We start from the raw sequence: 25,402 nt of genomic DNA, 5'->3' as shown, positions 1-25,402 counted from the left end.
GACGAAACCTTGGGAATTTGAAAGTTCGTTCCGGGATTATCGGAACATCCGCTCCTTCCATTGTTGGATCACCAAAGAGGAGGCGATAGGGAAGGCGACCTCATTTTTTTCGATATGATCGATGGTCTCGTCCATTAAAAGGCCTGCCTGCTCATTGATGAACCGGGCATAGGTATCCGCTTTTTGCAAACGGTGCTTTAGTTCCATATCGTTTTCCTCGATAAGTGCGTTCAAAAGGGAAACGTAGTATTGGTTGTCCTTTAATTCTTCGGATAATGGTTCCATGGTCTTCATGACAAATTGTTTTGTAAGGTATTGTTTTTTGAATTCATTTTTGATTTTTCGCTGCCTTGTTCGATAACCTGGGCAGCACTTTTCTTAAAATGGGAGTGTATGGCAGAATATGGAATGGCATAGGTATAGTTCAAGCCAAAGTCGCATACCACACTATTTTTCTTTATGGATTTTACTAAACCTTGGTTAGTGCCACCTTCAGGGCCTTTGGTCGTATGCAATTCGATTTTATCCCCAACTGCGATAACATTTGGAACAACTGCGTCCATTTTTAGGTATGTTATGCTTTTGGAAGCGCAAAGGTCATCGTTCCAGTCTTTTCCCTGCGATTTGTGGAGGTCGGTCTGAAAAGGCAGATACAGAGCATTAACCATATTCAGCAGGGTTTTGAACACGTTTTGCTTTTGTTCGATATGTGGAGTGTTGACTACTTCGTTCAGGGAGAACTCCAAAAGGATTTTGTCCGAGAACCCGACACAGCGTACAAGGTCAAAAACCAAATAGTCCTTTTCTATATCGGAAGTCAATTTTTTGTTTAGAATAGTCGTATGATGGGACAATTGCCCCCTGACTTTTTCGGTATAATGAATGCCCATACTCACTTTGCCCGACCGAAATGCGGTTTCTATATAGATGTTCGGATTGTACCGATTGATGACCGCAGTAAAGATCTTTAGGTCGAACTCATGGCCTTTGAGGTCGTTGTCCGTGATGGATATCAGTTCTGTTTTCTTGGTTTGCAGTATTGGTTCGATCAGTTGAACGAAGAACTGCAATTTTTCTTGGTACACATTTCCCCCAAAGGACACGTAAAAATTATCAGGTTTTCCGTAAAGCTCGTGATAGGACAGCAGGTCGATACCACTTTCCCCGAATAGTATGCGAGCAGGTCGGTCAATAGGCTTGGAATGAAACAAAAAATGGTCTTTCTGGTTCAGTACCAATCGAAACTTTTTGATTTCATTGTCCTTTTTACTTCGGTAGGGTCTGTTGTAGAGGATGTAGTTTTTTGCGTTTCCTTCCAAATCGTATTTCGGAAAGGCAATATTGGCGATTTTTCCGCCATTGTCCCGAATGTGATAGGCGTTAAAAATTCGCCCTTTGAATGCTTCGGTGTTTAGCGTTTTTCTGGAAATACTTCGCTGTACCCTCAAATATTGGGAATTCCGCAAGGGCACGATATTGTAGTTTTCTTCCAAGGATTTCACAAAGGTGTTCGGTTTATTGGCCCGCAAAGCGTTATGTTCCAGGCCATAGGCTCTAGCGGCGATTTCCAGCCCCGCCTGCACGGCTTTATAAAAATTTTCGCTGCGTTGCATCAGGTATTTAAAGAACAATCCTTTGTCAAAGGAATCGTTCCGGTTGAAATAGGTAACGGGATTTCTTTTGGTTTGCAGTACGATCCGGTCTTCGTCGTTTTGAAACTCCATGGAACCGGCACTTTTGGTTATGAGTTGATAACCGTTTTGGTGCAGGTACATGGGAAAATTGACCTCTTCATTAATCTTGGCGATCGACCGTTTATAATGTTCGGGATCATCCCTATAGTTCGGACTTTTCATGGGAAGGGTTTAAAATGGCCGACACGCCAAGCATATCGGCCTTTGCATTGAGTTAATTAAAAAAGGGAACTACAGGCTCATGGCGTTGCTAGGCTGTTTCTTTTTTTTTTCGCTGTCAAGGGTTGTCCCCGCTTTGACCTCCATATCCTTGAGTTTCGCTTTCTCCAAATCCCTGTAGAGAAAACGTTGCCCTTTCGCACTCCATCTGACCATATAGGTCAAAGGCCCTTTTTTGGTCTTACGGATAGTGATTTTGACTTCTTCCCCTTTGTTCATGGTGTCGGCCTGCTCCTTGGTCAATTGTTGCCCGAGTACGTACATATTGGCGGAAACTGCCGGTTTTGTACGGATATCGTTCAGTCTTGGCTCATAGTAGGCCAGTTTTTGGAAGGTGTCCCCGTTCAAGGAAGTACCGGTAAATTGAATGGTTTGACCTTCTTTAACCATGGCATTGTATTCCTCCTTGGTAAATTGATATTGGTAGGCATTCGCATCTTCCAATTTGATCTGTTCGTTACGTCTGATCTGTACGTCCAATTTGGAACCAGTATTGGGATTATAGACCATTTGCACCATTTTGACAGAACTTTTCAACTGTCCATCACTGATATAGGTGGTCTTGATCAAACGCTCCTTGCCTTCCAAAAGGGATTCCTGAACATTATCGTCCAACTTTTGAAAACTGATATAGGCTCCTTCCAAACGCCTTTTTACGTCTTCCTTAGCAAATTGATGGTCCAAGTTTTCCCGGATCTGTATGTCCTCGTTTTTTCCACCTTCCTCGTTCATCTTGGGCATTGTAAAGGTTCTGCCATCATCGGTTTTGACCTTATAGGTGTCCTGATCCTTGGAAATGGCTTCGCCCTTAAACCAGACCTGGCTTACGTTGACGAAGACTTTTTCGATTTGTTTTTCTGCTTGTTTTTCCATTTTTGAGTGATTTTTAATTGTTACGAAATTTGAATTTGTTACTTTTGAGTACATAACTGCAAATCAGGAGTGATTTGTGAGTTACGGAATTTGAAGGAAAGAGGGCGGGAGCGTCCTTTTTCCATTTTATAGTGCGATTCTATACTCTTTCCACTGCACCTCCTTCCTTTTTTTGGTTTGGCTTTCTGCCAATTCCCATTCCGAATACCAATTGTGGGCTGTCGGTTTGAGGATTTCGATGGTCTTGTCCAAATAATTTTTATAGTACGACCAGACCAATAACTTTATGGCATTGGTCTCCAAAGGCAGGCGCACTTTGATCTGCTCCCCGTCTTTGGATACCATGATGCTATATCGGTTCAATCGGTTCTGGTCGATGATCTTATTGTATTTCAGAAAACTCTGGGCCAGTTCGGTATTGAACCGCCGCGTATGCTCATAAAATCGGGAAAAGGATTTCTCGTTTCCCATTGGGAAATCGATTACCATATCCCTATCGGTCAAATGCAGTTTAAAATCCGAATCCTCCACATAGGATATAAAATGCAGGTCGCGTAAATACCCCTCCAGTTTTTTATCGCCCGTAAAGCTCAAAAAAAGCTTATCCACCTTGGTCAAACGCTGGATTTGAAAAAGAATTCGTGTCGTTTGGGCATTGATAGTCCCCAAAGCGAGATATACGACGTTTTTAAACTGGAATTTTCTATGGAACGCCAACGCCTCTTTAGGATTTTTAAAAAGGAACAGTCCATCGATTTTTTTGGGAATATTGGAATACCACAACGAATGTTTGATGGCCGATTCCTTATAAGGTAGCACCTCTTGCTCGGTATCCGTAAAATACCCACAGATCTCGTTCTGGATATTGAACAGTGGAAATAGGACTTCGTCTTCCTTATTTTTGAAGATGCGCCCCTCAAAAGGTGCCATATCGTCCAAATTTTTGTAGAGTCCATCGGTGTTTTTATCCAAGGGTAAGGCATAACCAAGAAAATGGTTGAAATCTTTTGTTACTGTTTCAACGGTGCTTTCTGTATTGTCGCTAACCAATAAACTTTCTGTCCGTAACACCTCTCTATAATAGGTGTCCACTTTGTCCCAGAGCATTTCTTTGTCCATTCCCTCGGTTTTCGATACATGTTCGGTAATCAGATCCGAGGCCGATAGTTTTTCATCCGGGCGTTCTATTTTATAGTACAGATAGCCCTTTTCGGTGTTGAGGATAACGTATTGCGCGCCGTTACCTTTGTATAGATAATGTGTTCTTTCCCGTTGTACCGCTCGAAAGCCAAGATGCTTAAAAAGCTTCGGGAGGTCGATGCGATGGTCTTCTGTTAGCCAATTTTTTATCATTTCTTGCTTATTTGCAAATAAATTATAAATTTGTAGATAAAGCAAATATATGAATTTTTTTGAATCTGCAAATTTATTGGGGAAAAAAATGCGAATAGTTGGACATTGCTATGTCAGCGGTATGGGTCGAAAGGAACTGGCCCACTTGCTTTTTCTGATACTTCTTTGTCTTTTCTATGTCATCGGAAATGGTTTCGGTTTTTCGGATTCAAAACTTCGGGAAACAACCGTTGCCATGGAAAATTACGGGGAACGGCTAAAGGACAATTTTAAAACCGACCGCTTTGATAGTACCATTGTGGATAAGGAACGGGAACATTTGTTATTGGCCATTGAAGAACGGATTGCCAAGTACCTGTATCAAATTCCGGATTACTCCTATATAGCTGCTTTGGAAACATATTTGACATACCGACCGGAACTCCTGCACCAGTTTCCCTCGTGTGTTCCCTTGGAAAAGGGCAATTATTCATTGTCAAGTAGGTATGGCATGCGTACCCATCCCATTTCCAAAAAAACGAAAACCCATTTTGGTATCGATCTGGCCGCTCCATCTGGCAAGCCTATATATGCATCGGCCGCGGGAACCGTGTCCGAGGTCATTTATTCAGAAAATGGTTATGGCATCCATATTATCATCAGGCACCGGTTCGGTTTTAAGACCCTCTACGGACATTTGGAAAAGGTATTGGTCGCCAAAGGACAGACTATTGACCAACATGAGCTTATAGCAACGGTTGGTAGTTCGGGTAGTTCCACGGGATTTCATCTGCATTACGAAGTTTGGAAGAATGAAGTCAAAATCGATCCAAGGCCATCCTTTAACCTAAAGAAAACCATCTATGCCGAAGTCATGGATATTAAACCCAATACTCATGGAGAATAAAATCCCAATTTGGAAAAGGGCTGCACGCTTTGCAAGGCGCTTGTACCATACTGTCAATAATTACAGGCAAATGTCGAAAGATATAGATTTTAGGGCTTTTGGTAAGCTGGAATATGACTCGATAACCACTGATGAAGTCAAGGACCTTAAAAAGCTCGATTATATCAAACGGCTAAACCTTGCCAAAAAGGGCTATATCGATGGAAACCTTAAAAAGCTATTGGCCCAAGGCAAGGAAAAAGAACTACTGGTCAACCACGACCATAAAATCGTTCCTATCGGGAATTTTAGGATTTTGGAAAGCGATTCGCTTTTGTGCACGATAAAATTCGGGTTTCAGTTCAATACCCATACCTTTTTTATGGCCAGCACTACCCACGGTAATATTCCTTTATGGAAAACCTACGACGGTCGAGGCTTGCGTCAATCGGTTTCGGCCTTACATCCGGTAGAAAAAAGTTCGCTTCGATTTGAGCATTCCTTTTATGGGGCCGACCGATTGCAAAACGAAAGAAAGGATAGCAGAAGTATTGCGGCATTTTATAATGATGCCGTCCAACTGACCTTCCAAAGCAATCCCTATTTCAAGGAATCGATTTTACTACCAAGCGAGCAGGTGGTATCCGATCCCATACAATATGTAGGCAAACAGTTCCATCTTTCGGAATTAGAAGGAAAATACAATATCATGACCCTTACGGAAGCTACGGAGCGCTACTTGGTGTTTCAGTCCTTTCTGGAGACGGCACCAAAATCCGAATCCCTCTATTTCGGCATGCAGGAATTCAAGGAACGCTTTCTGGACAGCAAGATAGAACTCATAGCCTATCTAAAGCACGGTCTACAACTTGGTATCCACAAAGGCATCCTTTATGTTCGGCGCAATGAGGAAGTTAACGGACATTCACGATTGCAATGGGAAACTTATAAAAAACTCATGCAATCCAAGGAAATTTCGGCCCAAGAAAGATTGTACCTCTCGAAAGAGGTCATTATCAAAAAGAATTTTGTGGTCGAAAAAGATGCCATTGTGTTAAAAAACAATGAAAGAACGGCGTTCCTCAAAAAGCATTACGGTACGGGGGAATGGCGTTTTGCGGAAGGCGAGAAAAATCAAGAGGAAATGCACTTTAGACCCATTGTCGGTTCCGTACTGCGGCATATCGATCGGCATTACTCGCACAGCAAAAATTTCCCAATTGCCTTGGTAAAACTAAAAAATAATCTAGCTGTGCAGACTGTGCAAATGAAACCTTCCTAAAATGGAAAATAAGTACAAAAAAATCGACGGACACGTTTTTAAAATGGCCATGGTAACAAAATCGTTCATTTACTTTATCGGCGACAGCGAATGTGATGACAACGGAAGTGTGAGGATGTACGAAAAAGAAACGGGCCATTTGGTATCGGATAACTATATGGCAAATCGGGATATGCACCAAAACCTACTGTATTTCAATTACGAGTGGATTTGTGAAAGGCTCAGATACTCAAGAAAGTGTATAGTGGAAGAATGTAAAATCAATCTTGCCCAAGAATATTACCATGAAAATGAAATAGAGCACAATGGATTACTTGGTTGGTCCGAGTTTGCCAAGCGCAAATTCAACGATGCCCTTTTAACAAATTTAGGTTTTACACTTTCAGAATATGATTTGCGGGAAGTCCGTAAACAAATTAATCCAGATAAAAATAAAGGTCTGACTATGTAGCATAAGCATCCAATCAAATTCCTTAACTCACTCACTCATGAAATACTCAAAGAAAAGGTACCTCGACCATTTGGTGAGGACCCTGGACGCCCTCCACGCGCCAGAATCGGATCCGCATCTGTTTATTAACAACCTTGGTTTTGGCAATATTTACGACATCCTCAAGAATGAGGAATATCGATCCGTTTTTTTGGAACGGTTGGAACGTTATTTCGGGCAGGAATATGCCCCGACCGTTCTGGCAAGCTTGGAAAAAAGTTCCCTCAATTCCTATTTTACACCTGTTCCCATTATACGGTCCATCGGCTCGTTCTTGAATGGATTGGAAGATTTTAAACCAAAGACCGTTTTGGAACCGAGCGCGGGAAACGGCCTTTTCATCCGGGAATTATTGAAGCAGTTTCCTGCGGCACGATACACCGCTTTCGAAAAGGAAATTCTGACCACCCGTATTTTGGAACACAATTTCAAACCGAACACCAATGTCCAGATTTTTGGGGTTCCCTTTGAGAATATGGCACAGACCGATGCCGGTAGGAAGTATGACCTTGTGGTCGGCAACATTCCCTTTGGGGCGAGCAAGATTTTCGATACCGCGTTAAGTGGCCATCCATTACAGGCCCGGATTTCCAAGAACATCCATTCCTATTTTGTGTACAAGGGATTGTCCTGTCTAAAGCCTGCTGGGGTTTCCGTTTTGATATGTACCAAGAATTTTTTGGACAAGGCCCAATATGCGACCATTCGGAAGCACTTGATGGAAACCAATAATTTTTTGGGCGGTGTCCGCCTACCCGATACGGCCTTTGCCCAGGAAAATACGGCCGTGGTTACCGATATTTTGGTGTTTCAGAACAATCAAGGGATAGAAACAACTGCCGAACAGCAGAAGATCAATGAACTGTTTGCCGATACCATGGAACTGGTGGTGGGCGAAAACACCGTTCAGTTCAGTTCCTATTTCTCGAATTATGGAAATCGGGTCTTGGGCAAAATGGAGGAAGGTGGTATGTACGACCAAACCGATTACACGGTAAAGAACACGATCCAATTGGAAGGGCTGCAACATACCATAACCCAAAAGTTGGGCGATCTTGGACTTGCCGATAAAACCCGGACAATAGAAAAAAGGCCGATCGAATTTACCCCCAAGGAACCTTTGGCACCCATTTCGCAATTGCGGTATAAAGGCATACTAAAGGCCGGTAATCTGGTCATCAGGGAACAGAAAATCGCCAAAATCCTTGAAAACGGAGTGTTGGAAGTGTTGACCGTCAAACCCAAGGAATTCGATAGGCTTTCCAAGATATTGGCCTTGCGCGACACCTATCTCGAATTATTGGATACCGACAGGAGCATGGGGCAAAAGACTTTGGACAGCCTGAACTATCAATACGACCTGTTCGACTTTCAGTACGGGAAACTGCACGACAAGGCGAACTATCCCTTTGTAACCTTGGATATTCAGGGACCGATGCTCCTGGCCTTGGAAAGACCTGAAAACGGCACTTTCTTAAAGGCCGATATTTTGGTCAATCCTTGGAGCGGGATGGCCAAAACCCCTGAAAAACTATCACTGGAGGATGCCATCTATTTTTCGTTGAACAAATACAACGGCATCGATGCGGACGTATTGGCCCGAATGACCGGGGGAGCCAAGGAATCGCTCATCAAGGATGCCCTGGAACGGCAATTATTGTTTCTGAACCCGGAAGGGAACAGTGTCGTTTTGGCTCCAAAATTCCTTTTTTTATCGGGAACCATCTACGAAAAAATCAATTTTTACCGAAGGAACGATTTTGGCCCATACCAGTCCTATATCGATAAGAATTACATCGACAGATCCCTTTTGGCCTTGGAAGGGGTAAAGCCGCCCGTTACGCCTTTTGAAGACCTTGACATCAAACTGCACGAACCATGGTTTCCGTTGGAGATTACCCAGGCCTTTCTCTATGACACCTACCAGACCTTGGCGCACATTGCCTACAACGAAAGTACATCCAAATATATGGTCAAGATCGAGACCTACGAATATCAGGAAGTCAGAAAGTTCTATGTACGGAGCGAGAACCGGAGCTATTATTTTACGGATATTTTGGAAGGTGCCCTGAACTCAACCATTCCCTATATATCGAAAGGGCCAAAGGGGAACAAGAAAACGGATAAGGCAAGGATGCAGGAAATCCGCATCAAATTTGAAATCCTTTATAAGGATTTTCACAACTACATCATGGGGAAGCCCGATCTAAGGAAAGAACTGGAATTAATCTTTTACAGAATGTACGACGCCAAGGTACATCCCAAATATGATGGCAGCTATCTCAAATTCGAGGGGTTACAACAGTTTACCCCATATCCCAGCCAAAAAGATACCGTGGCGGGCATCATCATCAACCAAGGGTTGTTGGTCAATAAAGAGGTGGGTTTCGGGAAGACCTTGGACATGGCCTTGGCCTCCTATAAACTAAAGGAACTCAACCTTTCGAAGAAAACCTTGGTTATCGGGCTGCGCTCCACAATAGTGCAGTTGAGGAACGAACTGCTCAATGCCTTTCCGAACATGAAATTATTGGTCGCCCATGACAAGGTGGTCAGCGGCCTCGCCAATCGCAATGCTTTTTTTGCCAAGATCGCAAGTACCGATTGTGATGTGGTATTGATGAGCCATGATACCTTTAAGTTCATTCCGCAGTCCCCGAAGGTCATCCACGACATCATCAGCGAGGAACTGGCGAACCTGGAACGCGACCTGAACGTCATCCAAGAGGATAAGTATTCCATCAGCAAAAGAGTACTCAAAGGCCTACAGCAAAGGCGCGAGAATTTGAAGGCCACTTTGGACGAGGTGTATTTCCAGATGCAACAGAAACAGAGCGAGGTCATCAATTTTGACCAAATGGGCTTTGGGCACATCATGGTGGACGAATCCCATAAGTTCAAGAACCTCATGTACACCACACGGCACAGTAGGGTTGCCGGGCTGAATACCAACAAGGGTTCGCAGCGCAGCAAAAACCTGCTGGTCGCCATTCGAACCCTTCAAAAGGCAAAAGAAAGGGACTTTCAGACCACTTTTCTATCGGGTACGCCCATTTCCAATTCGATTACCGAGGTCTATGTACTGTTCAAATACCTTATTCCCCATCGCATGCAGGAGATGAACATTACCTCCTTTGACCAATGGGCACAGGTGTTCGCCAACAAATCCTATGAATTTGAACCTACCGTTTCGGGCGATTATAAGGTTCGCGAGCGTTTCCGTTCCTTCAAGAAAATGAAATTGTTGTCCTCGCTCTACAACGAGATTTCGATTATCGTCAACGGCACTACCCACCAAATCGACAGGCCAAAAATGCAGCTCGATGTCCATACGTTAAAACCTACTGCCGCCCAATTGGCGTATTTTGACAGGATAAAGGAGTTCCTGCAAAGAGGGGATAGTAGCTTGTTATACGGCGGAAAGGAATATACCGAGGAACAAAAAAGCGCCTTGTCGCTGATCGCGCTCCATCATATGCGAAATGCCTCCATCGATCCGAGATTGTTGAACCAGGAATTGGACGACCCCGGGGAGGCCAAATTGCGGACAATTGCCTCTGAAGTCTATAAAACGTATGTCGAAACCAATTCTTTTAAGGGCGCACAGGCCATTTTTTCTGATTTGGGGGTTCCCAAGGAGCATTTCAATATCTATGACGAGCTAAAGCGTATTCTGGTCGAAGAATATGGAGTTCCCAAAGAAGAAATAGTATTCATCCATGACTTTAAGACCGATAGAAAACGCTTGGAATGCTTCAAAAGAGTAAACGAAGGTTCCTATCGGGTCATCATCGGCTCCACGGAAAAGTTGGGGACCGGAACCAATATCCAGCAACGTTTGGTACGGATACACCATGTGGATATTCCCTACCGGCCTACGGATATCGACCAACGCAACGGGAGAGGGGTGCGGAAAGGAAACCTTGGTGCCAAGGAACATTTTGACAACAAAGTCGTGGTATCGTTTTACATTGTCGAGAACTGTACGGATGCCCTGATGCTCAACAATGTCAATATCAAAAAGAATTTTATCGAGCAATTGACCAATGGCACGATACAGTTCAACAGATTGGATATGGGGCCGGTCAACGACGAGGGCTCCATTGATTACAAAACCTTGTTGGCCGTTGCCAAGAACGACCCTTTGTATCTGGAAAAGGAAGAGTTGGGCAAGCAATTGGACGAACTGAAACTCGAACGTTCCATTTTTAAAAAGAACCGTTTGGAGGCGCAGAACAATATCCATTTCTATGAGAACGAACTAATGAAAACGGACAAAAACATCGCCAATCTTCAAAACGATCTACCCTTATGGGAATCCCTCGCCGATAAAAGCATCTATTTTTTGAGTTTACTCAAAGCGTTAAAAATAGATGGTTCGACAGAAACGCTGGTCATTGGAAAAAAACTCCAGCATCTTTTAGAATCCAAACGAAAAACGGTCGGGGAACATATCATAGTCTCCCTCTTGGATGCCGAACTGAGGCTCAAGGTCATCGATAACGATGAACATCGGTTGTTTGTCAAGACCCCGAATGCCAGCTACGTCCATGGTTCCCAGAAAATCGTGGCCAATCCCCTAAGTATCGCTGAATATATGCACAATGCCTTGGCCAAGATACCGAAGACCCTCAAAACGCAGACGGAACTGAAAGACGATTTCGGCAAGGCGGTAGCGGCCAATAGAAAGGTGTTGGAACTGGAATTCGACAAGTCGGAACAGTTGGTACAGATGGAAGAACGGTTGGAAGAAATCAATCTTTCCTTGGAAGATAAATACGATGTTGAACCCGAGGAAAAAGAAGAAGAATCGACTTCACGAACGAAATCCGTCCAAAAAGTCTCCCATACGCCAAACATCTCTTTATAGGTTTTTGGGCGTTGGCCGGGCTATCCGCTATATCGCCCTTGCGGACCCCAAGGTTTCGTACGCCTTGAAAGAGCTCCGCTGTCGCTTTTCAAGGCAACGAACCCTAAGGGGGCCACCGCGGTCGATGACGCTGCTATCCCTAACGCTTGCGCCCTATCGGGCGCTTTTAGTAGACAGTAAGGTTTACTTTTTCTTTTTTCTCTTATTCCGTTTTTTGACTTTCAAGTATTCTTCATAATCCGATTCGGCCAAATAGTTGATTTGTCGCACTCCGGCCCGAAAAGCCTCCATTGGTGTTTCGTGGAGTTCATTTTTTAAAAAACCCGTTTCTTTGTCTTTATCAAATTCTCGAAAATCATCCAACACTAAATAACCTGTTCTATTGTTTACCTTGTCCACTCCGCCAATAATATTTATGTAATAGAATTCATCAGTGTCACCTAAAAGTACTTTTACTTGAGGGCTGAATTTTATAATTTTATGCTGAGACCTTTTAACCAAGTATTTTGTTTCATTTATTGGATTTTCCAAGGGTCGGCCCCAATTATCAGAAGATAAACTTGATTGTTGTCTTGAAAATTCTATTCGTATTTCTTTGCGGCCTTTTCCTAAACTTTGGGTAAACTCATATTCAGGAAAAGCTTTAAGAATTTCTGATTCCAATTCCCATTGCTCATATTCACTTGTGAAATTAATCTCATACCTATCCTCGAATTCTACGATGACAATGGGTGCTTTAATTTCATGTTCCCTTAATAATCCTTGAATAAGTTCAATATCAGTTTTTCGATTTACAGTTAGGTTTAAGTAGGTTTCTATCATCACAAATTATTTCTCTAGATTGAACCTATCATTATACATGGATCGTCCAATATCAGATTTCCAGAAACTTTCAGGATCTTTCATTATTTCTTCTACAATTCTATCTTGTTGAGCTTCGCTTGGAAGTGGAAACTCTGCTATTTTTTTAATTCGATTGGTCATAAAAGTTGTTATCGGTTCATATTCTAACCTCTGGGGGATTTCAATACTCCCCCCTTTTGGATGAATTTCAACATCATAAAGTTCATCCAGATATCCAGGGCTTTTGATGACACTCCAAAAGACAAAGCGGTTGAACTTTCCATATACTATTACATACTCTTTAGATGGGCCACTTACAATTGTTCCGTCTAACGCTCTAGTGAAGTAAAAGTCGACTCCCTTTAAATCTGTTGAATGTGATTTTATCCTATCCGTCAAAAATAGGTTTACGTTGTGAAACTTTCCGGGAATAGTGTCTGTCCGCAAATAAAACTTCCATTCCTCTTCTACCTCTTGAAGTAGTTCAAAATACCATCGTTTCTTTATATTTTCCGTCGTTCTGAATTCGGACAATAGTATTCGCCATAGAAACGAAATTGAGAAATAGTAGAGATTTTCGTTGTATTCTAGTTCTGTAGTACCTTCCAAGAAAGGATGAAAAATTTTCTCGGCGAACCATTTTTCGCGAACTGCAAAATCTTGCTCTGCTTTAAAACTTAGCAAATGATGTTTAATTCCATCTTGTTCCCGTTTATTGGGTTCAACCAATTTTCTCAAAAATTTTGACCCCGTTTTCTTGGTATGCTTGATGACAAATTTTGGAAAAATGTGGCTTTCCATCAAATCTGTCTCATTTCCATATAATGCACAAATTCCTTTCATGATTTACTTTACTCAAAATAAAAGAGAATCCAGATTTTAGACGTAGAGGAAGATTCAGGTTTTTTTCGATAGTTTCAAACCAATCTCCAATAACTTTCGATTACCGACCTCGTTTTTTACCTTATCAACCAAAGCACGCTTTTTTTCTTCAACCTTTATGAGGAGTAAATTGGTTAAAATAAAAAAGTTCTTCAGTTGGACTTCATCGAAACTAAACACTTTGATAGAGTAATGACTAAAGGTGGAATTCAGGATTTTTCCATCATATTCAAATTCAATATGAGCCCTATCGGTTTCATAAATATTCCTATCCGCGTGTGCAATGAAGGTATTTCTTAAACCCATAATATACTTATGAAATCGTAATAAATCGGCAACTTCTATATCATTGTATTTTGGAAAATCTTTTCTGATGAGTTTGATGTCAATAGAATTTCTTCCGTCCTTTTTAGTACTATTAAAGCATCGAGCATAGTTGATAATCGCGGTTATAAAAAGTGCTCTTTTTATCAGTCTCCTTTCCTCTTTATTTGCTTTAACCTCTTTCTCGCGGATAACGACAAGTTCCTGAATAAGATCCTTTACGTTTTCTAGGTCATCGATAATCGAGATATAGTTATTGAGTTGCTTAGCGAATTTGATTTTTTCATCAATCAGCCATGAATTTTTAGGTAATTCCTTCAAGAGTATCTCCTCAACGGATTTTGGAGTGACATCGCCAAATATTTTTTCTGTTCGTACAGGCATATTTTTATTGAGGTATAGTAAACCGAAAATAATTAGTATTTATAGCCCTGAGAGATACCAGTTATCAAGTCTTTTGACAAGCCCTACTGTTTCAAGTTTGTCGGAACCAGGCCCAAAAGCGATTTCAATTTTTGCAGTTTCGTTCTCAATTTTTGCTTCTCCCATGATTCTTCCATTCTTAAAACTTTCGGCAAATTTATTCTGCATTTCCTTTGGTTGCATTTCCACTAAACAAATTCCGCGCACATCTCCATCATTTTCACCGTAAGGGTCACACAGATATCTCAATTTACTGAAATCATGATTCTTCGCTGACTCGAACAAATAGTTTATTACTCCTTCCGGGGTGTTTTGAAAATCAAAGGTTTCCCTTAAGTTTATTAGAGAAATCTCGTTTTCTAAGTTTGATATATAATCATTCAGCTTTCTAATTTTAGTGCTTTGGTCATTGAGTTGCTTTTCTTTTGTTGTGCTTGAACGACCTAACTGAAATCTGCCAATCTCTTCCATTTTTTTATTCTCTTGGTCTAGCAATTCTTTAAGCCTTTCTAGTTCATTGGTCAAGTCTATTCTTAGTTTGGATTTTCCAACTTCAATTTTTTCCATATGGATTCTCTCTAATTCCTGTTGTTCCGCCAATCTTTTTTGTTCCAGTTCAATTTTGGCTTGTTCTTTTTCAACTTCTTTTTTACTCTTTCCGCATGCAAATGCTAGCGTCATGAATCCAATTGCAAGGATCTGGTTTATTTTCATTTGTATATATGTTTTTTGGTTATGTATTTAGGCGAGCCCAAAATACATTTATTTTTTTATTAGTAAAAGTCTTACTTATGCTAAAGATATAAACCCTATTGCGTTTAACTATTTCATATCCTTTATTGGAATATAGCGCCCTATCGGGCGCTTTTTTTGTGGATAGGGAGAAAGAAGATAAGGGTGGATTTTAGCCTGTTTTTCCGTGGATTCTCATTGGTATGGGCGTATCTTGAAGGTGAGTTAAGGAAGGAGCGGGGCAAATTCATGCGGTTTATACCAAGCCCCGCTTCTAATTAAAATAGTTTTTTAAGAACAATAAATACCGTTACTATGACAGACTTTTTTTCAACATTACGGCAAACGGGAATCGAACAATTTGGCATCAGTATTTCCTTTAATGAGGATGTGGTAAGCGTATCTCTACTGCCCAAATCGAGTGCCAAGGACAAGGCACTTCAATCCCTAAAACCACTTACCCTGCGTGGAAACGTAACGGAAGTGGACGAGAAATTTTTTCAAATCCTTCAAAAACCTTTGGAGCAGACCAAGGCACTTTTCAGGAATACCGTGGCTTTCGAGAAAACCTTGGCGGAAACCGAACAAAAGACACAACAGGCCAAGAAGAAAAAAGAATCTACTTCCAAAAAGGCGACCGAGTTAAAGCAACTTCTGAAAGAGAAGGACTTTAATCCCATGAGCGACCATAAGAAGGCAACTGACCTTGCCAACCAAATTTTGAAGATAGACGCGAGCCACAAGGAAGCTCAAAAGGTCATCAAGGATATGAAAGCATACGAATCCCCTAAACTTTTTCAATAATGGAAATCGCAACAATAGAACGTAAGTACATCTACCAAAACGGCAACAACAACTCCATCGAGTTGGATGATCTGGATAGCCAATTGACCCATCAGCAAGTGATGGAACACTATTCGCAAATCTATGCCGAACTGACCAACGCCAATATTATGGACAAGGGGATTGTCAATGGCTATCATGAAATCCACTTCAAGACCTTGGCAGGAACAAAGGGATAGAAATATGAACATTGATGAATTTCTAAACCACGAAAGATGCACCCACAAACCGACACCCATATTATCAAAAGAACTCAAAGAGTTCCACGCCCAATTGTTCAAGGCGGTTCAACAATCCCATTACAGGTACGGAACGCATCGACCAAAAGTCCTGCAACCAAAGGTTTTTCCATTTCTGACCTAAGCGTATTGCCCTTGCTTTCCAAACCGATACTAGAGGATGAATCATCGGTCGATACAAAGGCACTTGCCAGTTTAATGGTGGATGCGACCCGAAACTTTTCGGGAAAGATTGACGATTGGCGGTTTTCGGCATCCGATGGAATGGACGATCTGATACTGCGATGCGCCAATCATTTAAAAGAAAGAGCTAAAATAGACCATATCGAAGTTTTACGGGAAGATTCCGATTTGCGCTTGGTCTTGAAACGCCATATCGGAAACCGTAGCACGGTCTATTGTATTCCGTTGGAATCCGTTATGCCCCTTCGATGGAAAAACCCCATGCTTTTTGATATACTGATGTCCTTCATCAAAAGCCTACCCTATATCAACCTTTTTCATACGGGCGAGGATAGGGTGGACTGGCTCTGGGAATATCTTTTCGAGGAAGAAGCCTACCACAGAAAAAACGGTAGTGTTTTTGGGAATTGCAATTCGGTCAGGTTCTTCGGTCGCTACCAAAAGCTTTTCAATGAATACGAACCACAGGATTGGAAATCCCTTTTGCTAAAATACCGTCCTCGCAAGTCCCTGCACAAACGAATCAAGGAACTGTTATCAAAAGCCGATACCATTGATTTTCAGGCGCCGTTCCGTATCGGAACACGGGATGCCTATGAAAGTATGTTCGAGCATTGGGAATCTTTCCTGATTGTTGATGATGCCGATAGCGAGTTTAGCCGTTCCTATATCGAAATGCTCAACGAATGTTCCAACGAATACGACATAATTTCGGCTTATGAACTTACTACGGTCGAAAAAGGAAACATTCAACCTTTCGAAGAAGGTTTGATCTACAATCTCAATCGGTTGGAAGAATTTCTCACCGATCTCAACGAACTTTTAAGACTACTTTGAACATGGAACAGATTGCTATTTTACAGCCCGATGAACACTTTCTTCCAAAATTCGCCATAATAGGCTACTCCCAAGAGGAAGATTATTACAACAGGGGACACTACTTTTCATATCACAACATCGTAGGGGCAAAGCTTACGGCAGGGATGCCGTTGACCAAAGATACCGCCCGAAACCTTTTTAGGTGTTTAGAGGGCGATTTAATAAAGTTCCGTTTTAAGGGAATGTTGCCCAAGAACCTTATCCATTTCGATTTCAAGGGAAATCTCCAACTGGTATGGTACGTCCATCCAAAACAGCACACCCTGTATTTCGATACACGAACGGGTATCGCTTCGGGAAGTTATCCCCTGCCAAAACTGGTTTTCAAACTCGAAGGAAATAACCTCAAAGTCTTTGCCCTCCATCGAAAGGATAAATTGACCGACACTATGCCATTGTATCACGCACCCTTATTGAACGTAGGACGGCACGGAAAGGTTTGTATGGGCAACACCACGATGGATTATGACGGCTTTGAATATTACGAGGATATCATGGGATTCGTGGAACAGCAATTTTTCCGTTCCGTCTTTACGGCAACCCATCACAACCACATTGCGAAAGGAAATATCGTCGATGTAATGAAACGGAATTTTGGGAAAACGTCCTTTGATGATGGGCTATTGAATGAAAACAAATTGATTTTAAAGGATTTATATGAAGACTAGAATACACTTTGCGCCTAATTATTTCTATAACCCCACCCATCCAATTACCATTGCATTGATTGGGGTGGGGGGAACAGGGTCATTGATGCTGGCACGGTTGGCAAGGATGGATTTTGCCTTGCGCCAGATCGGACACCCAGGGTTGCACATAATCGCTTATGATTCCGATGTGGTGGAAAACAACAATGTAGGCAGACAACTCTATGCCCTCAGTGATGTTGGGGAATATAAAGTGGTCAATGCCGTCAATAAGGTAAATATTGCCTTTGGTCTGCAATGGGAAGGTATTCCTATGGACGCAATTCCCAATGGCGAGGATATTCGGGCGAACATCATCATCACTTGTGTGGATAATGCCCGATTTAGAACGCTGTTATCAAAATCGCTTGGATTTCCCTTTAAAGGTTCGGAATATCAAAGCATGTTCTATTGGTTGGACATTGGTAACAGTAGGGATAGTGGGCAATTCGTATTGGGAACGTTGTTCGAGGAAGAACGAAAAACAGAACGGGAGGATTTTGAAATGGTGGACAAACTCAAAAACATCATCGACTTTTTCCCCGATTTGGATGCGCATGATACGCCCAATTTGCAGGGTAGGGGATGTGCCTATTCCGACAAGCTGAACGAGCAATCGTTGTTTATCAATGATGTTTTGGTTGCCCATGCAGCCGATTGTCTGTTTCGGTTGTTGTACCATAAGCAAATTCAGAAACATGGGGCATTCGTGAATTTGGAATCGGGGAGGGTTAACCCGATTTTGGTGTGACACTTAAAAAAAGGAACTATTGTACATTGGATATTTAATCCCTTTCCTCACCTATGTTTTCTCCCAATTCAATGTGAATAGTGCTATCGTTGTTATTCCAGACAACTGCGATAACAATGGAGGCATCATCAAAAGAACATCGCTGCCCGCCATAAATCCATCTCTTGTATCTTTTTTTCAAGGCTTCGGTTTGCTCTACCTTTCTCTCTAAATGTTTATAATCTTGAGGGTCAATAAAGAGGCAATCTCCGATTCTAGGCACAAAGGGCATCTGAATCTCAAGTTGCACGGCCTTATCCATATAATCTTCAGCACATGGAAAGTGGACATAAATTGTGTACATCTCATTCATTTTCATAGGATTTTAATTCTTCTATTTCGTTCATTCTAGAATGGAGTTGCTGCCAAACAATTTTTTGTTTGGCGAGGATTGTGTGAACTTCTCCCTTTTCAAAATGTTCGGGGTTTTTGGAGACAATGTCTTTTCTCAATTCAAGAAAATCGTATATGGCCTTGACATCAGAGAACGTAAAGTTGTTCAGGTTTTTCATATTGTCGATGTGATTTGTGGTAGAGTTGCAATATGCATATTTTTTCAAGCAGGAGATGTATTCGTTGGAATTTATACCTATTACTTTCGATTTAGTTTTTTAAGCCTTGTTTGATACGATTGTAAATAATTTCTTTTGGACGTATCGCTTAGATAGGAAGCGTCTATTAGTTTTTCGACCTCTTCAGAATTCGACAGCAATTTCTCCAAGACCCCATCCAATTGGCCTTGGCCAATTTTTGCGTGTTCGGCAAGCGAAAGAAATTGTTGCATAACCTTGCCTTTGGACAAGTTCTTAGGTAACAGGCCGTCATCTAACGCAAAATCGGAATCTTCTATATGCATTCGTGTATTGAGCAGGTCATAGGCAGGACTTAACCTGAAATCTCCCAATTCTGTTTCCAATAACGAGAAATTTTTGAAATGGGCATCCCCATTGGAAAAAAGATAATTGAAGACGAGCAGTCGGAAAAGTTTCGGTGCCTCCAATTGATAGGCGGGCAGGTATTTTTTCATAAGTTCGAACAACTCAAGATAACTACCCGAATATTTATAGTGCTCCCCATGGGTCTGGGGAGTCCTTCCCGCCAAGGAAGCAAAATCCTCTTTGGCAAGTTTTCCACCACCTTTCTTTACATCAAATCGCTTGGTAATGTAGGCCGGTGTTCCATCCTTAAAAAATATGAGCGCATTTTCGGCGGTCTCGATATCGAATACCTGACGTGCGATCTGCATCGTCAAATGCTCATTGGCGGGCATCTGGTCAGGATTTTTACCTGCACCGGGAATTGGTTTTAAAATATATGTCCCTTGCTCCCCTTCGTTAATAAGCCGAAGTTTATTTTTCTCCAAAAGGACGGAAAATTTTTCCTGTACCCCTGAAATCGAAATCCTTTTTCGGTTCTCAACAAAGAGTTCATCCGTGGCTTCGTTGCTGGCCGGGGAATCGTAAGGCAATATATGGTTTACCTTTCTTCCATCAAACACCCTTCTCAAACAGGTCGTGCTGTAGGTTTCATACCCCTCTGCCAAAGTGCCGGGACAATATTTTATCATCGGTAAACTCATATCGGTTGCTCAATTTTCTTTACGGTTATGGCACCGATCGTATCATAACGTGCCGTTGTCAGCAACAGGCCAAAGTAATCGTCTTGGTCTATCTTCATATGTCTGCACACGACCTGTTTGTTTGTCCCCTCTGGAAGCATATTAAAAAAAAATGGGAACAGATGTTCCGAACGGTACTCCTGTTCGGTTTTGGGCAACGTTAGGCTTATGGCCGGCTTTCCCGAATCGCCAAGCCATTGGTCATGGTAGCGGTACGTAAAGCTTCCATCGTCATACTGGGTAAGTATGCCCGCTTCTTCTCCCTTAAATAATATTTTGGCCTGCCTCATATAATCAATCTAGAGTTTCTTTACTTTTAAGCATACCTCCATTCCCAATACATCCGCAATTCCATCCAAGGTTTCAAGGGTAGGGTTTGCCTGGCCACGCTCAATTTTATAGAGTGTATTAACGCTTACATCGGCGAGTTGGGCCAATTGTTGTTGGGTTACCCGTAGCGCTTTTCTACGTGCTTTAATGCTCTTGCCTATCTTCTTTTTTGACACTATAATGTGATTTAGGTATAAAAATAGTTATAAAATTCAATACTTACAACAAAAATCACATTATAATGAGATAATGAGGTAAAAATAATATCTAAAGTGGGGGACAGGCATGTAAATCACAATATAGTGTGAGAATGAGAGAAAACGAACCTATACTTTACCGCACCGATGAGATATATTTCAGCGAAGTCAAAAACCTATATTCGGGAATCATTTATTTTTTATACCAACGATACATGCCGCAATACGTTTTTCCAATTTTTCGGTCAAGGGAATATGGTCATAGATGGATTTTAATCGCTCAGGCTCAAAGTATCGTTTTAGCCATGGAGTTTTCAGATTTTCCAACGTTATAAGGGCACGCCTCGTAGCTTTTAGTTGCTTTTCTTTTAGCATCGGCATCAGAAGTTCCAACCAGAGTTCGGCAAATCTAGAATAGTCTATGGCCATTTCGTCAATGCGGTAACCCGCTCTAAACGCTTTTTGCAGTTCTTTAATCAACCGAATTATCGTATCATCTTTTTCATACCGTATTTGTTTCGTCAAAAGGAATTCTGCTACCTCTAAAGCCCGACGTTTTTTATTAGGAATGGCGTTGCGCTCATTTCTCCTAAAAATAGAGATGAAATTATCCAATGTTTTAGGACTCCAGTCAATATCGGTTACATTATCCAAGTTTTCACGAAGTAATTGACAAATAACCGAAAATTCGTTGTGTACAACACCAGAGGCTTCTATAAACAACCAAAGAGGGGATTTTTTTTCAGTCCCCTTAGTGCATATAAATGCCCAATCTTCTTTTGATTTCACAAAGCTTACCCTACATTGAATTGACGCTTTTGTACGTTTTAGTTCTTCATAAACTTCCTCTTTGATAATAGCATTATTACCTTCTTTTAATCTATAAAGAGGATCAAAGGCATCATTAAGACCTTGCCAATCCGAGTCTTCCCTTTCAAAAGGGTTGAACTCACGTATGAATTCTGCTGCAGAAATCAGGTCTTCTTCACCCTCCAAAAGTTCATCGGGCAAGTCAAGATTGCCACCTATAAGCTTTTCCGTTAGAATCGTGGTACGTACCAAACGGCGATCGGCCTTTAACGCAAATGACTCGGAATCTTTTGACCAAAATACTTCTATGTCGTCATGGGGACTGTCCATACGGTGCAATCTTCCGACACGTTGCTCGGCCAAACGCATAACACTGGGAAAATCCAACTGTAAAAGGGCCTTTGCTCTTTGAAGGTTAACCCCCTCTGCCATCACATCGGAACAAAGTGCGAGTCCCCGTTCAACCTTCGAATCGATTCCAAAGACTTCCTGAACCTCCAGTCTTGCTGCGTCACTACTGCCGCTCACCAAATGGATTTTTTCGGGGTACCCAAATTCCCTAAGTAATTTTCTAAGATAGAACAATGTGAGCACCGTACTATCAAAACCCAAGACCAGCCCATGTTTATCTACCAATAGCATTAACTGCTTCGCTTTTCCTCGTTCACGACTATCTGACATTGACTTTAATAACTCTAGAATTTCTTTATAGGTCTTTATTTCATGGTTTATTACTTTTTCATATTCTATTGAATCTGTGAGCCAATCTGGGAGTAATTGGGGATAATCACTTCTGGGGAGTGGTTTTTCACGAAAAGATTCCAATTTTGAAATGATGTTGCCCGTATCCGACTTATGCCCTTTAAGGTCATAAAATTTTTTTGTTGTTTGCGTACCAACTACATGTTCCATTAATGCCGCAGTGGAAGAGCGCAGTGAATTCTGAATATGGTAACCGGTAAACGCCGTGGCCGTTTTGATGCGTTGTTTGTAGTAGACCATGATCCTCTCGGTATCTTCTTTTTCTATGTATACCGGTATCCTAAATTTTCTCAAATAGATCAGTCCTCGAAGTTGTTTTGCTTTGACCCCGATCTGTTGCGCAATTTCAATATCCTGTTTCGTCTCTGCCGTCTTGTAGGTTCTATTATTGACTTTGGGAAATTTAGCCCTGTTACCGAATTTATTCACATAAGCCTCCGGTTCTTTGTCAATGAGTTGGTTAAGTCTCTTTTTTGTTCGTCTCAAAATGAACTTTTGGATGAATCGATTCAATCTTTTGAGATCTTCGGCCTTCTTTTCGCGAATGGGAGTTTTATATAATTCTTTCAGTTTTAAAAGTTCCTCATCCTGTAAATTATCCGGACCTAAAAGCTCTATGATGCGAAGAAGATCATCCGCTTTCTTATTTATTGGCGTTGCGGTTGAAAGAATGACGTAGCTTGCATTATGTTCCTTGAATGCATTGCTTCTATTGGACTTTCTTGAGAGAAAGTTGTGGGCTTCGTCCAAAACCAGTATGTTGGTCAGTTGGAGGGCTTTAATGGTCTTGTTTCTATTGCGTCCCTCTCGTTGTAAAATTCCCATGGAAATCGGCGGCGTGTTCAGGAAACTTAGATTAAGACTTTCTTTTTCCCAGTTTTCAACGATATTTTTTGGACATAAGACCAAACTATTACATTGGTCACGCCGACCACTTTCCCATAATTTGTGGATAAGGGAAAGCATGCATATGGTGACCATTCTGGTTTTCCCCGAACCAGTAGGGTCGGCGATAAGAACACTACCCTGATGGTCCAGTAATATCATGGATTTGGCAAGACCACTAATTTGAAAGGGCCAAAGCTTTGCGTTATCAATCTTATTTTTGAATTCTGGATAATTTGAAATCCAGTTACCTTCAAGAATCTCGGCCAAGGCACGTGCCAGCGCCTGATCCCAAGGGACTTTTTGTAATAAACCTTCCAATAATGACTTCATATCATAAGTCTGTCCTTGGTCCCAGAAATTCAATGCCTTTTTTCGAATATTGTCATACTGATATTGATTCAAATCTTTATTGAAATCAGAAACACCTACATCTTGGTAAGGCTGTGATCCTACTCTAATGGATGCCTCTTTTTGGGTGGTAATACCCTGTATGGAGAAATTGGCCGATCCCAAAACGGCATGGCGGTCTCCTACATACAGTTTGGAGTGTTGTCGTTCCTTTATCCTAAATTCGATAGTTCCATTATTGATATGTTCAATGGTCTGGATAACTTTGCCCCCTTTCAGGACATCAATACCCCTATCGATCCAATATTCCTTGATTTCTTCTGAGAGTGGGGTCTTAGACCAAGACTTTCTTTTACGCACTTCGGGTTCAAATCCTAAAAGAATCCTTGTTTTTCTGGTAATGTCAAGAGGCTCACTGCCAAATACTTCTACGATATTTGCTAGTGAGGTGAAACCTGTGATGATGAGATATTCTTTAGAGGCCTTCAGGTCTTCAAGAATAATATCTTTAATTTTTCGCCCGTCTTCATTTATGGGGAAATCTTCTTGTGATGGCCAAGTGTAGGAAGGGTTGTCAAAATCGATAAAGAGTTGCTTTTTGTTTTTCAAAATGTTCGATATTGCTTTTAAGATAGGAAAAATCTTATTTCTACTGGATGTAGTTAAAATCAAGTAGTTTCACTGGCCACTGTTTAATTGTAAGACGTAGACCGCTTTTTTTGATAATTGTTGAAATACTTATCTTACAAATTACTTATAAACAATAATGATATGTACAATATTCTCTCTCTTGATGGTGGCGGTAGCTGGTCTTTACTCCAATTTCTCACCTTAAGGGAACGTTACGGAAATAGCAAGGGTCACGAAATACTAGGAAAATATGATTTGGTCATTGCAACATCAGGTGGAAGTCTCGTGCTGGCCGCCCTCTGCTGTAATTGGGATATTGATAAGTGTTTGTCCCTCTTCTATGAAAAGCAAAATAGAACCTTGGTTTTCAGCAAAAACTCTTTTTGGGAAAAGTACTTTCCGGCCGATTTTGTAGGTCTTTTTGGAGCAGGCCCAAAGTATTCGGTCAAAAAGAAGTATGCAGGACTCAAAAGCTTGTTCAGTGAGATTGAAGCAATACCAATGGAAGACCTTCCTGATTTTATCGGTAAGCCCAGTCTTAAATTAGTAGTTACCACATTTGACGCACTCCATAATAAGGCGAAGTTTTTCAAGTCTTATGGGAAAGAAGGGAAGCCATTCGATTCTGTTAACCTCATCCAGGCCATTAGTGGTTCTACAAACGCACCAATTGGCTATTTTGATTTTCCCGCTAGAATAAAGGCCCAAAGATCTGAGCGAAATTTTTATCTGTGGGATGGTGCTCTAGGAGGGTTCAACAACCCAGTGGCTGCCGGTCTCACGGAAGCCATTAAACTTGGCGTAAGTAAAGAGGAGATTAACATCATCTCACTAGGTACCTCAAATAAGATCACATCTCAACGCGAGCGAAAATATTTTTACCTTTTATATATCAATGTTATAAAATACCGAAAGACAAAACCGGGTCTAGGCCTTAAGTTTTTTGGGAAAACCGTTATAAATCAAGCTAAGACCATTTTATATGAGCCTCCGGACTGGGCAAATTACATGACTTATATATGGAGGTTCGATAATAATCTGGGGCAGGCTTTAGAGAATAAGAAACGGTTTATTCGCTTGTCCCCATTATTGCATAGGCATTCCCAAGACGATAATGCCAATGAACTAGATCACTTGATTAACGAGCTTTATGATCTAGATATGGATCTAACCAATGACGACGACATTGAACTTTTGAACCAATGTTTCGAAAAATGGAAAATAGGTGAAATTTATAACCAACCGATTAGAACCAATTTGGACACCAAGGGAGACGTGTTGCACGATCTTGGACACAAATATTTTAAAGAAGCAATGGCTGATTGGATAAATATGAAAATCTAATTATA

General features: G+C 41.4%; 24 protein-coding genes. 10 read left to right on the top strand and 14 right to left on the bottom strand.

The features are described from left to right. Positions 1-36: 36 nt before the first annotated feature. The 4 genes from CJ263_RS20160 to CJ263_RS20145 form a co-directional block, all read right to left on the bottom strand. Positions 37-294, bottom strand: coding sequence for a hypothetical protein (locus CJ263_RS20160; protein ID WP_094998911.1), 258 nt, complete (start codon positions 292-294; stop codon positions 37-39). Then, positions 291-1,856 carry a toprim domain-containing protein gene (locus CJ263_RS20155; RefSeq protein ID WP_094998910.1) on the bottom strand — a complete coding sequence of 522 codons (1,566 nt, stop codon included), beginning with the start codon at positions 1,854-1,856 and terminating at the stop codon, positions 291-293. Before CJ263_RS20155 ends, CJ263_RS20160 begins: the two co-directional genes overlap by 4 nt. 69 nt (positions 1,857-1,925) lie before the next feature. Beyond that, a complete protein-coding gene (locus tag CJ263_RS20150) occupies positions 1,926-2,786 on the bottom strand; it encodes a hypothetical protein (protein ID WP_094998909.1) in 861 nt (286 codons plus the stop codon). A 126-nt stretch (positions 2,787-2,912) separates the two neighbouring features. Then, positions 2,913-4,139: a hypothetical protein gene (locus CJ263_RS20145; RefSeq protein WP_158657214.1), complete on the bottom strand. Its 1,227-nt coding sequence runs from the start codon at positions 4,137-4,139 to the stop codon at positions 2,913-2,915. A gap of 88 nt (positions 4,140-4,227) precedes the next feature. Between CJ263_RS20145 and CJ263_RS20140 the strand changes: the two genes are divergently transcribed. From CJ263_RS20140 to CJ263_RS20125, 4 genes are read left to right on the top strand one after another with little or no spacing between them, the layout of a single operon-like run. Further along, on the top strand, positions 4,228-5,025 hold the full coding sequence (locus tag CJ263_RS20140; RefSeq protein WP_158657213.1) for a M23 family metallopeptidase: 798 nt from the start codon (positions 4,228-4,230) through the stop codon (positions 5,023-5,025). After that, positions 5,015-6,286, top strand: a complete 1,272-nt coding sequence (locus CJ263_RS20135; RefSeq protein ID WP_094998906.1) for a hypothetical protein — start codon at positions 5,015-5,017, stop codon at positions 6,284-6,286. Before CJ263_RS20140 ends, CJ263_RS20135 begins: the two co-directional genes overlap by 11 nt. Before the next feature lies 1 nt (position 6,287). After that, positions 6,288-6,737: a hypothetical protein gene (locus CJ263_RS20130; RefSeq protein WP_094998905.1), complete on the top strand. Its 450-nt coding sequence runs from the start codon at positions 6,288-6,290 to the stop codon at positions 6,735-6,737. A gap of 37 nt (positions 6,738-6,774) precedes the next feature. Then, positions 6,775-11,646 carry an SNF2-related protein gene (locus tag CJ263_RS20125; protein ID WP_094998904.1) on the top strand — a complete coding sequence of 1,624 codons (4,872 nt, stop codon included), beginning with the start codon at positions 6,775-6,777 and terminating at the stop codon, positions 11,644-11,646. 183 nt (positions 11,647-11,829) lie between these two features. Here the strand turns inward: CJ263_RS20125 and CJ263_RS20120 are convergent, their stop codons facing one another. From CJ263_RS20120 to CJ263_RS20105, 4 genes are read right to left on the bottom strand one after another with little or no spacing between them, the layout of a single operon-like run. Beyond that, a complete protein-coding gene (locus tag CJ263_RS20120) occupies positions 11,830-12,468 on the bottom strand; it encodes a hypothetical protein (protein WP_094998903.1) in 639 nt (212 codons plus the stop codon). A gap of 6 nt (positions 12,469-12,474) precedes the next feature. Then, positions 12,475-13,332 carry a hypothetical protein gene (locus tag CJ263_RS20115; protein WP_094998902.1) on the bottom strand — a complete coding sequence of 286 codons (858 nt, stop codon included), beginning with the start codon at positions 13,330-13,332 and terminating at the stop codon, positions 12,475-12,477. Positions 13,333-13,386: 54 nt separating this feature from the next. Next, complete coding sequence (locus CJ263_RS20110) at positions 13,387-14,079, bottom strand: hypothetical protein (RefSeq protein ID WP_094998901.1); 693 nt, start codon at positions 14,077-14,079, stop codon at positions 13,387-13,389. Positions 14,080-14,118: 39 nt separating this feature from the next. Further along, complete coding sequence (locus CJ263_RS20105) at positions 14,119-14,832, bottom strand: hypothetical protein (RefSeq protein ID WP_158657212.1); 714 nt, start codon at positions 14,830-14,832, stop codon at positions 14,119-14,121. 333 nt (positions 14,833-15,165) lie between these two features. Here CJ263_RS20105 and CJ263_RS20100 point away from each other — a divergent pair, with 333 nt between their 5' ends. From CJ263_RS20100 to CJ263_RS20080, 5 genes are read left to right on the top strand one after another with little or no spacing between them, the layout of a single operon-like run. Next, positions 15,166-15,654 (top strand): PRTRC system protein E, encoded by a 489-nt coding sequence (locus CJ263_RS20100; RefSeq protein ID WP_094998899.1) that lies wholly within the window; start codon positions 15,166-15,168, stop codon positions 15,652-15,654. After that, positions 15,654-15,872, top strand: a complete 219-nt coding sequence (locus CJ263_RS20095) for a PRTRC system protein C (protein ID WP_094998898.1) — start codon at positions 15,654-15,656, stop codon at positions 15,870-15,872. The genes CJ263_RS20100 and CJ263_RS20095 overlap by 1 nt, the downstream gene beginning before the upstream one ends. Positions 15,873-15,908: 36 nt before the next feature. Next, positions 15,909-16,952, top strand: coding sequence for a hypothetical protein (locus tag CJ263_RS20090; protein ID WP_094998897.1), 1,044 nt, complete (start codon positions 15,909-15,911; stop codon positions 16,950-16,952). 2 nt (positions 16,953-16,954) lie between these two features. After that, positions 16,955-17,662: a hypothetical protein gene (locus tag CJ263_RS20085; RefSeq protein ID WP_094998896.1), complete on the top strand. Its 708-nt coding sequence runs from the start codon at positions 16,955-16,957 to the stop codon at positions 17,660-17,662. Continuing rightward, positions 17,652-18,431, top strand: coding sequence for a PRTRC system ThiF family protein (locus CJ263_RS20080; RefSeq protein WP_094998895.1), 780 nt, complete (start codon positions 17,652-17,654; stop codon positions 18,429-18,431). The genes CJ263_RS20085 and CJ263_RS20080 overlap by 11 nt, the downstream gene beginning before the upstream one ends. Positions 18,432-18,465: 34 nt before the next feature. Here the strand turns inward: CJ263_RS20080 and CJ263_RS20075 are convergent, their stop codons facing one another. The 6 genes from CJ263_RS20075 to CJ263_RS20050 all read right to left on the bottom strand — a co-directional run bounded on the left by CJ263_RS20075 (position 18,466) and on the right by CJ263_RS20050 (position 24,032). Next, positions 18,466-18,783, bottom strand: a complete 318-nt coding sequence (locus tag CJ263_RS20075) for a hypothetical protein (RefSeq protein ID WP_158657211.1) — start codon at positions 18,781-18,783, stop codon at positions 18,466-18,468. Next, on the bottom strand, positions 18,776-18,982 hold the full coding sequence (locus CJ263_RS20070) for a hypothetical protein (protein WP_094998893.1): 207 nt from the start codon (positions 18,980-18,982) through the stop codon (positions 18,776-18,778). The genes CJ263_RS20075 and CJ263_RS20070 overlap by 8 nt, the downstream gene beginning before the upstream one ends. An 80-nt stretch (positions 18,983-19,062) precedes the next feature. Then, positions 19,063-20,049, bottom strand: coding sequence for a type II toxin-antitoxin system HipA family toxin (locus CJ263_RS20065; protein ID WP_094998892.1), 987 nt, complete (start codon positions 20,047-20,049; stop codon positions 19,063-19,065). Beyond that, a complete protein-coding gene (locus CJ263_RS20060; RefSeq protein WP_094998891.1) occupies positions 20,046-20,378 on the bottom strand; it encodes a HipA N-terminal domain-containing protein in 333 nt (110 codons plus the stop codon). Before CJ263_RS20060 ends, CJ263_RS20065 begins: the two co-directional genes overlap by 4 nt. Positions 20,379-20,387: 9 nt before the next feature. Continuing rightward, complete coding sequence (locus CJ263_RS20055) at positions 20,388-20,594, bottom strand: helix-turn-helix domain-containing protein (RefSeq protein ID WP_094998890.1); 207 nt, start codon at positions 20,592-20,594, stop codon at positions 20,388-20,390. 210 nt (positions 20,595-20,804) lie between these two features. Continuing rightward, the gene (locus CJ263_RS20050) at positions 20,805-24,032 is read right to left on the bottom strand and encodes an SNF2-related protein (protein ID WP_094998889.1); all 3,228 of its coding nucleotides are present in this window, start codon (positions 24,030-24,032) and stop codon (positions 20,805-20,807) included. A gap of 162 nt (positions 24,033-24,194) precedes the next feature. On the opposite strand from CJ263_RS20050, the gene CJ263_RS20045 reads away from it, so the two are divergent. Further along, positions 24,195-25,397, top strand: coding sequence for a patatin-like phospholipase family protein (locus CJ263_RS20045; RefSeq protein WP_158657210.1), 1,203 nt, complete (start codon positions 24,195-24,197; stop codon positions 25,395-25,397). The last annotated feature ends 5 nt before the right edge of the window (positions 25,398-25,402 follow it).

The organism is Maribacter cobaltidurans, from assembly GCF_002269385.1.
In the GTDB taxonomy this organism is placed as follows: domain Bacteria; phylum Bacteroidota; class Bacteroidia; order Flavobacteriales; family Flavobacteriaceae; genus Maribacter; species Maribacter cobaltidurans.
Note: the sequence above shows the minus strand (reverse complement) of the source record. Positions and strands in the feature narration are given on the sequence as shown.